Here is a 14,377-nt window from a genome sequence, read left to right as displayed (position 1 = left end):
CGGGTCAGTATCGGGGCAGTTGAGCAGGCGAACAACCGTTCGCGCGATGCCTGCGTGGCCTCTAACCCTCCGCCAGCCCTCCCACGCCCCTCCCCTGCCGCTTCGCTAGCCCTCCGCCTCCCCCGCCAACCCCGTCAGCGCATCCCGCAACCCCGCCCTAGACGTGATGTTCAGCTTGGGATAGGCGTTGCGGAGGTGGGCCGCGACCGTCCGTGGGGACAGGAACAGTTGGGCCGCTATCTGTTTGTTCGTCAGGCCTGTTGCCGCCAGTTGGGCCGTGTGCCATTCCTGGGGGGTCAGGGGGGAAGGGCGGGTCTCCGTGGGGTCCGTGGGGCGGGTCTGGAGGCCTGTCGCGCGGAGTTCGTTCGCCGCTCGGGTGGTCCAGGGGGCCGCGCCCAAGCGTTCGAACGTGGCCAGGGCGGCGGTCAGGTGGGGGCGGGCCGCGACGCTGGCCCGGGCCCGGCGGAGGCGTTCGCCGTAGGCGAGGTGGATGCGGGCCAGGTCGAAGGGCCAGCACTCGGCGCCGGGGGTGGCGAGGGCGCGTTCGAAGAGGTCCCGGTCCACCGAGCCCTGGTCGGCTATGGCTGCCGCGCCGTCCGCGATCATCGCCAGGCGTGGGGAGAGTCGACGGATTCCCAGCGCGCCGATCGCTTCCAAGTGGGCCGCCGCTTCCGCGTGGTGGCCGCTGTGGGCCGCGGCCTCCACGAAGTCCCAGAGCAGCCACAGGTCGTGAGGAGACGTCAGGCGGCCGGCCTCCGTCACCGACGTCAAGTGGTAGTACGCCATGCCGAAGTCCGCGTTGCCCAGCGAGGAGAGGGACTTGATGTGGGCGGAGTAAGTGCGCAGGATGCCCAGGCCTCGTGGATTCCCCCAGGAGACAAGGGTGTTGGCGAGTGTGCGGGCGGTGCCTTCGTCGCCTCGGGCCGCCGCCAGTAGGCCCTGCAGGAAGCGGCCCGGCCAGGCCTGGAGGCGGTAGTTGTGCGTCGTGCACCAGCCCAGGCCCTCGTCGGTGAGGGCGGGGATGTCGTCCCATTGGCCTGTGGTGTAGGCGTCGTTGGCCAGGAGGAAGAGGGCCTCGATCGCCAGGGTGACGGCTCCGCCGCCGCGGCCGTCGTCGACGACGCGCCGGAGTGAACTGCGGCTGCCCAGCAGGCGGTCGACGTAGGAGCCCGCGGCGGCCGTACGGACGATACGGGTGGGGTCCGTCTCGCGGTGGAGGCCGGAGATCAGTTCGTCGAGGCGGGGCAGTACGGGCAGGGCCAGGTGGGCCGGGTCGCCCAAGGTGGCGCGCAGAACGGGGAGTTGATGGCCCACGGCATCGGGATGGAGGCGGTCCAGCGCGGTGTCGACGGAGCGCCATACGTCCGGTCGGCCGCTGAAGAAGCAGACCCTGAGCAGGGTGTGCAGCGCCTCGGAGAGCATGGTGTCGTCGCTCGGCCGCAGGGTGGCATCGTTGTCGATCGCGTTGACCAGGAGCCGCTGGGCGGTGTCAACGTCGCCTTCGCCGTTGAGGAGTTGGCTGGCCGCGGCGACGGCGGCCGGGAGGGACGTGGTGGCCCGGGAGTCCGCGCCGGTGGCGTTGTCCAGGAGGTCGCGCACGTTGCGCAGATCGCCGGTGACGTTGGCCCCCAGGCAGGCCGCCTCGGCGAGCCTGCGTCCCTTGGCCGCCCCGGTGGTGCTGAGTTCAGAGGCGCGCAGCAGGGCGTTGATGGCGCCGACGGCGTCTCCGCGGCGCAGGGTGCCGTAGGCGAGTTCGTGCAGCAGACCGGCCACGTGCTCGTCGGGTCCGACCGCCGCGTCGGCCAGGTGCAGGGCCCGCCGTTCGGAGCCGGCCGGGAACTCCTCGGCGAGCACCTGATGGGCCCACCGGCGCTCGGCGCTGGTCGACAGTTCCATGACGGCGGACCGGGTCAGCGGGTGCCGGAAAACCAACTTCCCTGTCTCTACGTCGACTTGTACGAGGCCGCCGCGCTCGGCGGGGCACAGTCCGGGCTGCGCCTCGGGGGTCGCCATGGCGCGCCGCAAGGTGCGCAGCTCGCCGGAGCCGTCCAGGACCGCGAGCAGGAGCAGCTTGCGGGTGCCGGCCGGGAGGGCGCTGACGCCCTCGCAGTAGATCCGCTTGAGCCGCTCGGTCAGCGGGAGGACGGCCGGCAGTGTGCTGCGCTCGGTCTGCTGCGGTGTGTTGAGCGTGCTGGGCAGTTCGAGCAGGGCCAGCGGGTTGCCGCAGGCCTCCGCGACCAGGCGCCGGCGAACCCGGGGAGCCAGGGCGGGGAATCGTTCCGCCACCAACGCGGTCGCCGCGATGTCGTCGAGCGGCTGGATCTCGTGCGTGGCCATCCCGGTGCCGCTCAGGAAGGACTCGTCGCCGGTCCGGGACGCGGCCAGCAGGGCGATGGATCCGGTGCGTACGTAGCGGGAGACGATCCCCAGCACCATCGCGCTGGGCCGGTCCAGCCAGGCCGCGTCGTCGACGACCAGTGCCAACGGCCTTGCCCTGGTGGCGATTTGAGAGAGCAGGGCATGTACGGCGCTGGCGATGGCGATGAACTCCACCGGCTGCTCGTCGGACAGTCCGAGTACGGCCTGCAGGGTCGCCGCCTGCCGGGACGGCAGGGCCGCGATCTCCTCGGACAGCGGCTGCAGCATCTGGTGCAGCCCCGCGAAGCCGACGGTCCGGTCGAACTGCGACCCGGTGACCCGCAGCACCCGGAAGCCGGCGTCGGCCGCCCGCTGCGCCGCCTCGTCGAGCAGCGCGGTCTTGCCCACCCCGGCCGCTCCGGTCAGCATCAGCGCGGCGCCCTTGTCGACGGCCGCGGCGAGCAGCGAGTGCACGACCCGCAGCTCCGCCGACCGCCCCACGAGGCGGAACGGGGCGCACGGGTCCGTCGCGGAGAGCGTGCCGGTCACCATGTCACTCGCCGCGGAGGACGTGCCGGTCACCGTGCCACCCGCGGAGGACGTGCCGGACACCGCGTCCCTCACCGAGGACGTGCCCGTCACCACGTCACCCGCCGAGAGCGTGCCGGTCATCGCGTCACTCGCGGAGGACGTGCCGGTCGCCAGGTCACTGTCACTCGCCGAGGTCGTGCCCGTCACCACGTCACCCGCCGAAGACGTACCGGACACCGCGTCCCTCACCGAGGACGTGCCGGTCACCGCGTCGCCACCGGCCCGGAGGTCCGGCGGTGAGAGGAACAGCCGCTCGTCCTGTCCGGGCAAGCGGGAAATCGTGCGGCTCATCCTGCACTCTCCCTGTGTTCTGGGTAGGGCGCCACGGTGCGCTGCGCTGCTGTTTCGGCAGCTGAGAGGGGCGGTACGCCCAGGCTTCGGGTGCGCCTTCGGCTGGTCGTCAGTCTGGTGGGCCGGCGGCATCGGCGGCTTCTGTCAGACGACCTGACTTGCCCTCTCAGGTAGTCATCGGGCCGGTCTTTCTGCCCGTTCAGGCGACGACGTCCCGCAGTTGGAAACGTGAGGTGACCCCGAGCTTGGGGAACGCCCGGTTGAGGTGGAAGCCGACCGTGCGCGGCGAGAGGAACAGCCGGGCCGCGATCTCCTTGTTCGACAGTCCCTGCGCGGCGAGTTGGACGATGGCCAGCTGCTGCGGGGTGAGTTCCATGGTCGCGTCCGGGCGCCGCCCCTCGGCGGTGTCGACGCCGGTGGCCCGCAACTCCGCTGCCGTGCGGGTCGCCCAGGGCACCGCCCCGAGCCCCTGGAAGAGTTCCAGTGCCTCACCCAGGGGTGCGCGGGCATCGGCAGGGCGCTGACGACGACGTAGCCACTCCCCCAAGTCGGCCAGCGCGAGGGCGCGTTCGAAGGGCCACTGGTCGCCCTCGGGGGTGAACGCCGCCTCGCGGAGCAGCTCTTCGGCGCGCGTGGCGTCGTCGGTGAGCAGGCCCTGGGCCCGGCACAGGATGAGATGCAGCCGCAGCGAGATCTTGGCGGGCAGTTGCCCCATGGCCGTGTCGAGCGTGACCCGCGCCTCCGCGGACCTGCCCGTGCGTACGGCGCTGGCCGCCAGGTCGCCGAGTCCGTGGTACGAGCTGTGGTAATGCACGGGGCTGCCGTCGCGGTGGAAGTACCGGCTGAGGTGGAAGTACGCGACCTCGTGATCGCCCTCCGCCAGTGCGGCCAGCGCGCTCGCCTGACGGGCGCGTACGTCGAAGGTGCGGGTGCCGCGCAGGTCGTAGTCGCGGACGGCGTCGGCGAGCGTCTGCCGGGCGCGCTCGCTGTCGCCGCGCACGGCGGCGAGCGCGCTGGCGAGGATGTGATTGCTGACGGTGGCGATCTCCATCCCGCCTGCGGCGGACGCCGCCCGGACGGACTCGCTCAGACTGGCGAGGGCCGCGGGCCAGCGGCCGACCTCGAAGAGGGCGAGCGCGTGCGCCGAGGCGACGGTGGCGTTCGCTCCGGCGGTGGCGGCCTGACGGTAGATCTCCAGCATGGTGCCGAGCAGTTGTACGGCCATCTCGGTCTCGTCCAGCGCCCACGCGGCGGCGCCGAGTGCCGCCCAGGCCATGAGCGACTTGTCCTCCTGGGCGGCCGCCCGGTGCAGATGGTCGAGGGCCTCCTCGCGCGAGGCGAGCACGTCACAACTGGCGAGCACCCAGGCCGAGTCGAAGGTCGGTTCACGGGGCGGAAGCCGTCGGTAGCGGTTCAGGATGGCCGTGCGGAACCGCGGGTCGCCGCTCTGGTAGCCGACCGTGGCCGCGGTGCCGAGCGCGTCCATGACCCGGTCGGGCCGGTCCGGCCACGAGGCGTCGGCGGCCGCCATCAGGCGGTCCATCGCCTCGCCGTGCCGGCTGGTCAGCACGAACGCCCAGCCGCCCATCGTGTCGGCCAGCACCCGGGCCTCGTCGGTGTGGGCGATGGCGGCGACGGTGGAGGTGAGTTCGGCCACCCAACGCGGATGGCCGGCCCATGCCGCGAACTCGGCGGCCGCGTTGAGCCGGCGGACCCGGTCGTCCGTGCGTGGGCTGAGCTGGGCGGCCCGTTCCAGGGTCATCGCGGCCGCCGCGTAGCCGCCGCGGCGGCGGGCGCGTTCCGCGGTGGCCTCCAGGGCGGCGGCCACGCTCTCGTCCGCCGTGACCATGGCGGCGGCCCGGTGCCAGGCCCGGCGGTCCTCGTCGAGGTCGGGCACGGACGCGATCAGGCGGTGCGCCTGGGACCGCTCGTCGAACGGCGCGGCGGCCAGGACGGCCGACCGGACCAGGGGATGCCGGAACCGGACCACGCCTTCCCGGAGGGTCAGCAGTCCGGCCTTCTCGGCCACGGCCCAGGCTTCGTCGGCGGCCCGGGCGACCTGGGCTCGACGGGTCGGGGTGTGCGGGTCCGGTGGGTTGCCTTGCGCGTCCGGCGAGTTGACCGACGGGTCCGGCGAACCCCCATCTGTCTCCTGCGAGCTGGCCGACGAGTTCTGCGAACTCCCATCCGCCTCCTGTGAGTTGACCGACGAGTCCTGCGAACCCCCATCCGCCTCCTGCGAGTTGACCGACGGGTCCTGTGAACCCTCATCCGCGTCCTGCGAGTTGCCTCGCGCTTCCTGCGACTTGACCGACGAATCCAGCGAACCCCCGTCCACCTCCCGCGAGTTACCCCCCGCCTCCCGCCCCTCCCCCAACCCCGCATCTTCCGGTTCCGGCAGCAGCACATCGCCCAGGATCTCCGCCAGCGCCGCCATGTCCGGCAGGTCGGCGACCGCGGCCAACGTGAGGAGGCGGCGGGTCGGTCGCGGAAGGGGCTCCAGGTCGGCGGCGAAGAGCTGTTCCAGGCGTTCGGTGAGGGGGAGTTCGAGGCCGACCCACTCCTCGCCGATCGAGCGGGTGGCCGCCGCGCGGGACAGCTCGACCAGGGCGAGCGGGTTGCCGCCGGCCTGCCGCAGCACCTGCCGACGGGTCCGGCCCTCCGGCGGTGTCGCGAGGGAGTCGAGGAGGCGGGCGGCCTGGATCTCGTCGAGGTCCTCCAGCCGGTGCAGGGTGCTCTGGCGCATCCACCCGGCCGGCAGTCCCGTAGGACGGGAGGCGAGGAGGAAGCCCACGGGCTCGCCTTCGAGGCGGCGGGCGCAGAGGCTCAGCAGGTCGTGGGAGGACTGGTCGAGCCACTGGAGGTCGTCGATGATCACCAGGACCGGTCCCGTGTCGGCCCACGTGGACAGCACCCGGAGCAGCGCCCCGGCCAGTGCGAGTGTGCCGCCGGTGGCCGGTTCTCCCCCGCGCAGGGCGGTCTGGAGCATCGACCTGTCCTCGGCGTCGATGCCGGCCAGGGTCTTGTGCCAGGGATGGAGGAGAGCGTCAAGTCCGCTGAAGGCGAGCCCCGCCTCCTCGGGCCGGCCGACCACCCAACGGGCCTGTCCGCCAAGGTCGTCGACCTTCTTGGCCGCGGCCTCCAGGAGCGAGGTCTTGCCGATACCTGGCTCGCCCACGAGCAGCAGCGTGCGCTCGATCGCCCCGCCCTCGGGGCCCCACGCGTCGATCGGGGTCTCCCCGCGCAGTCGGTCGAAGAGACCGTCGATGGCGTCCAGTGACTGCTCCCGACCGAACAGCCCCATCGGTATCGATGACATCGGGCCTCCCACACCTCGCTGCTGGACCGCCAACCCTAGCCCGGCTTCCTATAGGAAACGGATGCGTTCAGCCGATCATCGCCATGACGAAAGAGTGACATCGAGCGCCAGCGACGCCCAGTTCAGGCCCGGTCCGAGGAGGCGCGTCAGGCCGAACGCCTGCGGGGCGCCGCCTTCTTGGCAGTGCTCTTGGCAGTGCTCTTGGCAGCACTCTTCGCCGTGGTCCCGGCCGCCGCGGTGCTCTTGGCCGCCGTCGTCCTCTTCGCGGCGGCCGTGGTCTTCTTCGCCGCCGCCTTCTTCGTCCCCTGCGCCGACTTCGCCGTCGACTTGCTGGCGGACGCCGTCGCTTTCTTCGCGGCCGTCTTCTTCGCCGCCGTGGACGTCGACTTCTTGCCGGTCGACTGCTTCGGCGCCGTACGCGCGGACTTGCGCTGCGGAAGGCGGCGGACCTCGGCCTCTTCCGCCCGGCCCGCTTCCGGTACGCCCCCGTCCTCCTCCGTCGTTCCCTCGCCCCGGGACTCCTGCGCCGCCCGGACGCTCTTCTCCAGGGCCGCCATCAGGTCCAGGACCTTGCCGCCGGACGCGGGGGCCGGGGCGTCGGGGATGGACTCGCCCGCCGCCTTGGCCGCGATGACCTCCTCCAGCGCCTCGCGGTACTCGTCGTGGAGGTCGGAGAGTTCGACCTCGCCGAGGGTGTCCATCAGGGCGTCGGCCAGGTCGAGTTCCTTGGGGTTGACGGTGACGTCGACGTCCGGGGCGACGCCCGTAGGGGCGCGGACCTCGTCCGGCCAGAGCAGGCCGTGCATGGCGATCGCCTCGTCCACGACCCGCAGCATGCCGAGGCGCTCCCGGCCGCGCAGGGCGTACTTGGCGATCGCGACCTTGTTGCTGCGCTTCAGGGCCTCGCGCAGCAGGGTGTACGGCTTCGCCGCGGGGGCGCCGCCCGCCGCGAGGTAGTACGCCGCGTCCATCTGGAGCGGGTCGATCCGGTCGGCCGGGACGAAGGCCACGATCTCGATCGTGCGGGCCGTGGGGAGCGGGAGGTGGGACAGGTCGTCGTCCGTGATCGGGATGATCGTGCCGTCCGCGTCCTCGTACCCCTTGCCGATCTCGGCGGAGGTCACCTCGCGGTCCTCCAGGTCGCAGTACTTGCGGTACCGGATCCGGCCGCCGTCCTCGGTGTGGATCTGGCGGAAGGAGATCGAGTGGCTCTCGGTGGCGTTCACCAGCTTGATCGGGATGCTGACCAGGCCGAACGAGATGGCGCCGTTCCATATGGATCTCACGTGCAGCACCCTTTCGGTCGGTTTGCTCAGGTCTCTGACCAATCGCGTGAGATTCTCATCGTATGACGCCCATCACAGAGGTGGAGGGGAGACGGCTCGCGCTCAGCAATCTGGAGAAGGTGCTGTATCCGGCGACCGGCTTCACCAAGGGCGAGGTGCTGCACTACTACGCCACCACCGCCGCCGCGCTCCTGCCCCATCTGCGGGACCGGCCCGTCTCCTTCCTGCGCTATCCCGACGGGCCGGACGGGCAGGTGTTCTTCACCAAGAACGTTCCGCCGGGTACGCCCGACTGGGTCACCACCGCCGAGGTGCCGCGGTCGGAGGGGCCGGCGCGGATGGTGCTCGTACAGGATCTGGCGAGTCTGATGTGGGCCGCGAATCTCGTCACCGAGTTCCACACGCCCCAGTGGGTGATCGGCGCGCCCGCGGAGGCCGACCGGATCGTGTTCGATCTCGATCCGGGGGCGCCCGCCACGATCGTCGACTGCTGCGAGGTCGCGCTGTGGCTGCGCGAGCGGCTCGCGGCGGACGGTGTCGACGCGCACGCCAAGACCTCGGGCGCGAAGGGGCTGCACCTGCTGGCCGCGCTGCGGCCGACGCCGTCCGAGCGGGTCAGCGAGTACGCCAAACAGCTCGCCGTCGAGGCCGAGCGGGCCCTGCCCCGGCTCGTCGTGCACCGGATGACGCGGAGCCTGCGGCCGGGCAAGGTGTTCGTCGACTGGAGCCAGAACGCGGCCCGCAAGACGACGGCCACCCCCTACACCCTGCGCGCCCGCCCCGAGCCGACTGTTTCCACGCCGGTGACCTGGTCCGAGGTCGAGGAATGCCGGGACCCGGACCGGCTGGCCTTCCGGGCCTCGGACATCGCCCCACGCCTTGAGGAGTACGGCGACCTGCTGGCCCCGCTCATGGACCCGGACGCGGCGGGCTCGCTGCCGTGACCGTCACACCCGGACCCACGTCCCCCGGTCCCGGGCCATCGCGTGCAGGGCTTCCACGTCCGCCGGTTTGAGGACTCCGCCGAGGCGGGCCAGGCCCGAGAGGTCGGTGTCCTGGAGGACGCGGACCTCGCGGAGCGGCGCGGTGACCGAGACGTCGGCGGGGCCGGCGAGGGCCAGTACCGGATGGACCTCGGCCGTCAGGGCGTACGAGGCCCGGTCGGCGTCGGCGCGGACGCGGCGCAGGAGTGGCTGGGGCTCGCGGCGGCCCAGCGCGACCATCGGGTCGGCGACCGTCACCCGCTGCTTGCGCGCGTACAGCGTGTGCACGGCGAAGAGGCCGCCCGGCCCGATCACCAGGTGGTGGACGCGGTCGCCGCCCGGCAGCGGGACCGAGTGCAGGGCGTGCCAGCCCGCGCCGTCCAGCCGGTCCAGGGCCTCGCCGACCGTCTGTTCCGCCGTGAGAGCCCGGCGGCGCGGGTCCGCGCGGAGGCGGTGGGCGGACCCCGGTTCCCGGTCCAGGTCGACCAGCAGCGCCTCGCCGGGGCGGTTGGGCGCCAGGTCGTCGTCCGGGTGGAGGGAGAGCCGGGCCAGCTCGGCCGGGGTCGGGACGGGTGGCGGGCCCACGGTCACCGGGCCCGTGAGGAAAGGACCGAGGGCTTCCAGGACGTCTTCTCTCTCGTCCTCGCTGAGCAGATTGACCCTGGCCGCCTCACGGTCGTACCAGGCGATGTTCCTGCCGTCTGTGAGACAGACGTAGAGCCGCTCCTGGCCATGCCGCCAGGCGGGTACGACGCGTAGTCCGGTCATGCACCATCACCCCTTGACCATGGGAACAGGCGGGGTGCTCCCCGGGCAAGAACCCGGTTACCTTTGAGACCAGTTGGGCGTGGAGTTGGGGAGGCGTTGTTGCGTACCCGCAGGAAGCAACCCGACGTACCGGCTCCGGACACCCCGTGGAGCGAGATCGTGCCCGGACTGTGGATGGGCGGGCACGAGTTCAGGGGGACCTCCGGACAACTCGAATTCGCTGTGGTGCGGGACGAGTTCGACCTCGTCCAGACGCTGCTCAGGCTGCCGGGGCACGGGCCCGATCCCGGCGTCGAGCACCATGTGTGGCCGATACCGGACGGGCCGCTGGACGGGACGCAGCTCGCGGGCGTCATCCGGCTCGCGCGGGCCGCGAGCGACGCGATGGACGAGGGCCGAAAGGTCCTCGTCCGCTGTTACAGCGGCTACAACCGCTCCGGGCTGGTCGTCGCGCAGACGCTCGTCCAGCGCGGCGGCGCCGCCGACGAGGCGATACGGCTGATCAGGGGCCGGCGTTCGCCATGGGCCCTGCACAACGAGCTGTTCGTGGACTATCTGCGGACGGGTCTTTCGACGGCGCGGCTGCTGGAGGAGCTGACGGAGTAGCGCGGGTGGAGTTCCGGGGCGGGGCAGGGTGGGAGCGGGCGGTGCGTGACCGTTTCCCCGGGGCATCCCACGGACCGGCTCTCCGGGGCACCCCACGGACCGGCCCTCCGAGACGTCCCACGGACCGGCCCTCCGAGGGAATTCTCCGGATGAATAGGGTGTACTGGGTCATCGATCACCCTCGCACCCAGGAGCACCGTGCCCCGCACCAGCCCCGCGCGCACTCGTCCCGCGCGCACCGCCCTCGCCGTCACCGTGCTGACGGCGACCGCGGTGGTCACGGCGGCCTGCGGTGACACGGGCGGGCTGCGCGGGGCCGGCGCGACGCCGACCGCGACCAGTCCGGCCAAGCTCTGGCCCCATCTGGCGCCGGCCACCAGCCCCGCCTGGAACTACGACGACGGCGAGTCCGAGCTGGTCCGGGGCATCACCGCACCCGGCGACGACATCCACAAGGTGGACCCGGTCGCCGTCGTGCGCGAGGAGATCCGCCGGCACCCGGACGACTACACGAGCGCGAAGGCGCCGTACGCCGGGACGGCCCGTCGGCTGGCCGACTGCGCCGAGGGGGCCGGGCACGGGAGCTGTCCCGTCCTCAAGCCGTACTACCGCGATCTGACCGGCGACGGGCGCGCCGACCTGACGCTCGGGTTCCGGCTGCTGCCCGGCAATCAGACGGCCGTGCGCGTCTACACCTTCGAGTCGGGCCGGCTGGTCCAGGTCATGTCCAACGACGACGCGGTGAGCGGGGTCGAACTGGCCGGACGGTCCGTGATCATCCACTCGCCGTCCGACATCGCGGACTACGAGTACCGCTTCCAGTGGACCTGGGACCCGGACCAGCGCGTGATGCTGCTGACCCACGACGAGATGCTCCGCACGGGGGGCGGGAAGGGCGGAAAGCGGGACCGGCGTGTGCCGCCCTCGGTGGCCCCGTCCCCCTCGGCCTCCCTCACGGTCTCTCCGTCGGCTTCGGTGGGCGCCGGATGAGGCTCGCGCTTCCGCACTGGGCCGGCACCCTCGCGGTCAAGGCCGCCGTGTTCATCACCGTGATGTGCTGCGCGCTGGCCGCCCTGCTCGGTGTCCTCGTGCATGTCTCGGTGAGCGACCAGATCGTCGGTCAGGCCCGTGACCTCGCGCTGTCCAGGCTGGACGACGCCACGGAGTCGTTCGAGGCCGGGGACACGCTGATGCCGGGTGCCGGGGTCGATCCGTCGGGGCTGCCCGCGCGGCTGCGGACACTGGCGGCGACCGGTGAGCGCGGCACGATGGTCGCCGACCACCGCGGGCGCCCCACGATGTGGGCTGCCGGGCCGGTCGACGGCGGGCGCGCGCTGGCCGTGCGGGTCGACTACGCGCAGGGCCGACGCACGATCGTCGGGCTCGACCGGGCGATCGTGTGGTCCTCGGCGCTGGCGATCGGGGCGACGCTGCTGGTCGGCGCGTTCGCCGTGACCCGGGTGACACGACGGCTGCACGCGACGGCGCAGGTGGCTCGGCGGATCAGTGCCGGAGATCTGGACGCGCGTGTCGACGACTCGCGGACGAAGGATCCGACGCGGCCGCAGGACGAGGTCGCCGCGGTTGCCGCCGCACTCGACTCGATGGCGGGCTCGTTGCAGGGGAAGTTGCTGAGCGAGCAGCGGTTCACGGCGGATGTGGCGCATGAGTTGCGTACGCCGTTGACCGGGCTGCACGCGGCGGCCGAACTGCTGCCGCCGGGGCGGCCGACCGAGCTGGTCCTGGACCGGGTCGCCGCGTTGCGGACGTTGACCGAGGATCTGCTGGAGATTTCCCGGTTGGACACCGGGCGGGAGCTGTTGGAGGTGGACACCGAGGAGTTGGGGGCGTTGGCCGAGCGGGTGGTGCGGGCGTCCGGGACCGACACCGAGGTGGTCGTCGAGCGGGACGCGCGCGTGGAGACGGATCGGCGGCGGCTGGAGCGGGTGCTGGGGAATCTCGTCGCCAACGCGCATCGGCACGGGCGTGCGCCGGTGTCTCTGACGGTTCGCGGGGGTGTGGTGATCGTGCGGGATCACGGGGACGGGTTTCCGGAGTATCTGCTGGCGCACGGTCCGCAGCGGTTCCGTACGGAGGGGGGTGCCCGGGGGCATGGGTTGGGGTTGACCATCGCGGCGGGGCAGGCGGAGGTGCTGGGGGCGCGGCTTGAGTTCGCCAACTCGGCTGACGGTGGAGCCGTTGCGACGCTGACCCTCCGCTAGGGACCACGGAAGAAGCGAACGGCACCTAATGGCCCAGCGTGACGGGCGGCCCCGGTCCCCTCCTCTTAGCGTGGCGATTAGTCCGCTTTGCGGCTCCCGCCCCCCTCACGGAGGTCCCCATGTCCCTGCGTCACACCCTCACCCGTCTCTCCATAGCCGCGGCCTCCGGTGCGCTTCTCGCGTCCGTCGCCGCCACTCCCGCGCTGGCCGACGACGACTGGGACGGCGGTGACGACCCGGGGGTCAGCAGGCAGGACGACGGCTTCGACGACCGCGGGGACTGGAACGACCACCAGAACAACCCCCGGCTGTACCGGGGTGTCGTGACGGCCAGTGAGCTGCTGCTGCGCAGCGCGCCGAACCGCGGCGGCCAGGTGATCCGGGTCGCCTACCGGGGCGACCACGTCAGGATCTTCTGCAAGACCCAGGGCCAGAACATCCAGGGCAACCGGAACTGGTACCTGCTCACGGACGGCACGTGGGCCTGGGGCTCCGCCCGGTACATCAAGACGCTCGGGCCCTCGCCACGCTGGTGCTGACGCCCTGAGGTCACAACACGCACTATTTGGGTAGGTTCCGGACATGACCAAGGCCGGAATCACCGTGGTGGAGGCGGATGCCCCCGCTCCCGCGGTACGCCTGCCCCGACGCCGTGGCATCGAACTCGCCCTCATCGTCCTGGCCGTACTGCTCTCGGTGTACGGCTACTGCGCTGTCGGCCTCGCCCAGCACGGCACCGTCCCGCCCGGCGCCGCCGGTTACGGCGCCGGGCTCGGCGCGCTCGCGCTGCTGGCGCATGTCGCCGTGCGGGTGCGCGCCCCGTACGCCGATCCGCTGCTGCTGCCGATCGGCGTGCTGCTCAACGGGGTCGGCCTGGTCCTGATCTACCGGCTGGACCTGGAGACACCGGGCGATCGCGCGGCGCCCACCCAACTCGTCTGGTCCACGCTGGGCGTGACCCTGTTCACCGTCGTCGTGCTGGCGCTGCGCGACCACCGGGTGCTCCAGCGGTACGCGTACGTGTGCGTGGTCGGCGCGCTCGGCCTGCTGCTTCTGCCGATCTTCTTCCCGGCGGTCAACGGCGCCCGCATCTGGCTGCGGATCGCCGGATTCTCCATCCAGCCGGGCGAGTTCGCGAAGGTGCTGCTCGCGATCTTCTTCGCCGCGTACCTGGCCGCCAACCGCAACGCGCTCGCCTACGCCGGCCGCCGCGTGGGATGGCTCCAACTGCCCACCGGGCGTGTGCTCGGCCCGATCGTCGCCGTCTGGCTGCTGAGCGTCGGCGTCCTGGTCCTGGAGCGCGACCTCGGCACCTCGCTGCTGTTCTTCGGCCTGTTCGTCGTCCTCCTCTACGTCGCCACCGGCCGCACCGGCTGGATCGCGGTCGGCCTGCTTCTGGCCTCGCTCGGCGCGGTGGCCGTCGGCTGGCTGGAGCCGCACGTGCACAGCCGGGTGCAGGACTGGCTGTACCCGTTCGCGTCGATCGAGGCGGGGCAGGGACCCAACCAACTCGCCCAGTCCCTCTTCGCGTTCGCGGCCGGCGGGGTCCTCGGCACGGGCCTGGGCCTCGGCCACTCCATCCTCATCGGCTTCGCCGCCAAGTCGGACTTCATCCTGGCGACGGCCGGCGAGGAACTGGGCCTGGCCGGACTGTCCGCGCTCTTCATCCTCTACGGCCTGCTGGTCGAGCGCGGCTTCCGGGCAGGGCTCGCCCTGCGCGACCCCTTCGGCCGGCTGCTCGCCGTCGGCCTGGCGTCGATCGTCGCGCTCCAGGTCTTCGTGATCGCGGGCGGAGTGACCGGACTGATCCCCCTCACCGGCATGGCGATGCCCTTCCTCGCCCAGGGCGGCTCCTCGGTGGTCACCAACTGGGCGATCGTGGCGCTGCTGATCCGCATCAGCGATTCGGCGCGCGGCCAGTACGACGGCGAGGCGGTCCCGTGACGCGGCACA

At 72.1% G+C, this 14,377-nt stretch carries 10 protein-coding genes; 6 read left to right on the top strand and 4 right to left on the bottom strand.

What is annotated here, in order from left to right; translation table 11 throughout:
• Positions 1-105: 105 nt before the first annotated feature.
• The 3 genes from ACWDR3_RS17775 to ku all read right to left on the bottom strand — a co-directional run bounded on the left by ACWDR3_RS17775 (position 106) and on the right by ku (position 7,845).
• Complete coding sequence (locus tag ACWDR3_RS17775) at positions 106-3,240, bottom strand: AAA family ATPase (RefSeq protein WP_450353417.1); 3,135 nt, start codon at positions 3,238-3,240, stop codon at positions 106-108.
• Positions 3,241-3,439: 199 nt separating this feature from the next.
• Positions 3,440-6,559: an AAA family ATPase gene (locus ACWDR3_RS17770; RefSeq protein WP_450353416.1), complete on the bottom strand. Its 3,120-nt coding sequence runs from the start codon at positions 6,557-6,559 to the stop codon at positions 3,440-3,442.
• A 146-nt stretch (positions 6,560-6,705) separates the two neighbouring features.
• Positions 6,706-7,845, bottom strand: a complete 1,140-nt coding sequence (gene ku / locus ACWDR3_RS17765) for a non-homologous end joining protein Ku (RefSeq protein ID WP_450353415.1) — start codon at positions 7,843-7,845, stop codon at positions 6,706-6,708.
• Positions 7,846-7,907: 62 nt separating this feature from the next.
• Here ku and ligD point away from each other — a divergent pair, with 62 nt between their 5' ends.
• On the top strand, positions 7,908-8,789 hold the full coding sequence (gene ligD, locus ACWDR3_RS17760; protein WP_450353414.1) for a non-homologous end-joining DNA ligase: 882 nt from the start codon (positions 7,908-7,910) through the stop codon (positions 8,787-8,789).
• A 3-nt stretch (positions 8,790-8,792) separates the two neighbouring features.
• Here the strand turns inward: ligD and ACWDR3_RS17755 are convergent, their stop codons facing one another.
• Positions 8,793-9,596 (bottom strand): nuclease-related domain-containing protein, encoded by an 804-nt coding sequence (locus ACWDR3_RS17755; protein WP_450353413.1) that lies wholly within the window; start codon positions 9,594-9,596, stop codon positions 8,793-8,795.
• Between the two features lie 99 nt (positions 9,597-9,695).
• Here ACWDR3_RS17755 and ACWDR3_RS17750 point away from each other — a divergent pair, with 99 nt between their 5' ends.
• The 5 genes from ACWDR3_RS17750 (at position 9,696) to ACWDR3_RS17730 (ending at position 14,368) form a co-directional block, all read left to right on the top strand.
• Positions 9,696-10,202 (top strand): protein-tyrosine phosphatase family protein, encoded by a 507-nt coding sequence (locus tag ACWDR3_RS17750; protein ID WP_450353412.1) that lies wholly within the window; start codon positions 9,696-9,698, stop codon positions 10,200-10,202.
• 198 nt (positions 10,203-10,400) lie between these two features.
• Positions 10,401-11,192, top strand: coding sequence for a hypothetical protein (locus tag ACWDR3_RS17745; RefSeq protein ID WP_450353411.1), 792 nt, complete (start codon positions 10,401-10,403; stop codon positions 11,190-11,192).
• A complete protein-coding gene (locus tag ACWDR3_RS17740) occupies positions 11,189-12,424 on the top strand; it encodes an ATP-binding protein (RefSeq protein ID WP_450353410.1) in 1,236 nt (411 codons plus the stop codon). Before ACWDR3_RS17745 ends, ACWDR3_RS17740 begins: the two co-directional genes overlap by 4 nt.
• A gap of 119 nt (positions 12,425-12,543) precedes the next feature.
• A complete protein-coding gene (locus tag ACWDR3_RS17735; RefSeq protein WP_450353409.1) occupies positions 12,544-12,963 on the top strand; it encodes an SH3 domain-containing protein in 420 nt (139 codons plus the stop codon).
• A 43-nt stretch (positions 12,964-13,006) separates the two neighbouring features.
• Complete coding sequence (locus ACWDR3_RS17730) at positions 13,007-14,368, top strand: FtsW/RodA/SpoVE family cell cycle protein (RefSeq protein ID WP_450353408.1); 1,362 nt, start codon at positions 13,007-13,009, stop codon at positions 14,366-14,368.
• Positions 14,369-14,377 lie beyond the last annotated feature (9 nt).

It is taken from the genome of Streptomyces sp. NPDC001002 (assembly GCF_053599215.1).
This window is presented reverse-complemented; position numbering and strand designations above follow the sequence as displayed.

What these genes read in the sequence shown, in the direction of transcription:
- ACWDR3_RS17775 (WP_450353417.1), bottom strand. Translation starts at nt 3,240, where the DNA reads ATGAGCCGCACGATTTCCCGCTTGCCCGGACAGGACGAGCGGCTGTTC.
- ACWDR3_RS17770 (WP_450353416.1), bottom strand. Translation starts at nt 6,559, where the DNA reads ATGTCATCGATACCGATGGGGCTGTTCGGTCGGGAGCAGTCACTGGAC.
- ligD (WP_450353414.1), top strand. Translation starts at nt 7,908, where the DNA reads ATGACGCCCATCACAGAGGTGGAGGGGAGACGGCTCGCGCTCAGCAAT.
- ACWDR3_RS17755 (WP_450353413.1), bottom strand. Translation starts at nt 9,596, where the DNA reads ATGACCGGACTACGCGTCGTACCCGCCTGGCGGCATGGCCAGGAGCGG.
- ACWDR3_RS17740 (WP_450353410.1), top strand. Translation starts at nt 11,189, where the DNA reads ATGAGGCTCGCGCTTCCGCACTGGGCCGGCACCCTCGCGGTCAAGGCC.
- ACWDR3_RS17735 (WP_450353409.1), top strand. Translation starts at nt 12,544, where the DNA reads ATGTCCCTGCGTCACACCCTCACCCGTCTCTCCATAGCCGCGGCCTCC.
- ACWDR3_RS17730 (WP_450353408.1), top strand. Translation starts at nt 13,007, where the DNA reads ATGACCAAGGCCGGAATCACCGTGGTGGAGGCGGATGCCCCCGCTCCC.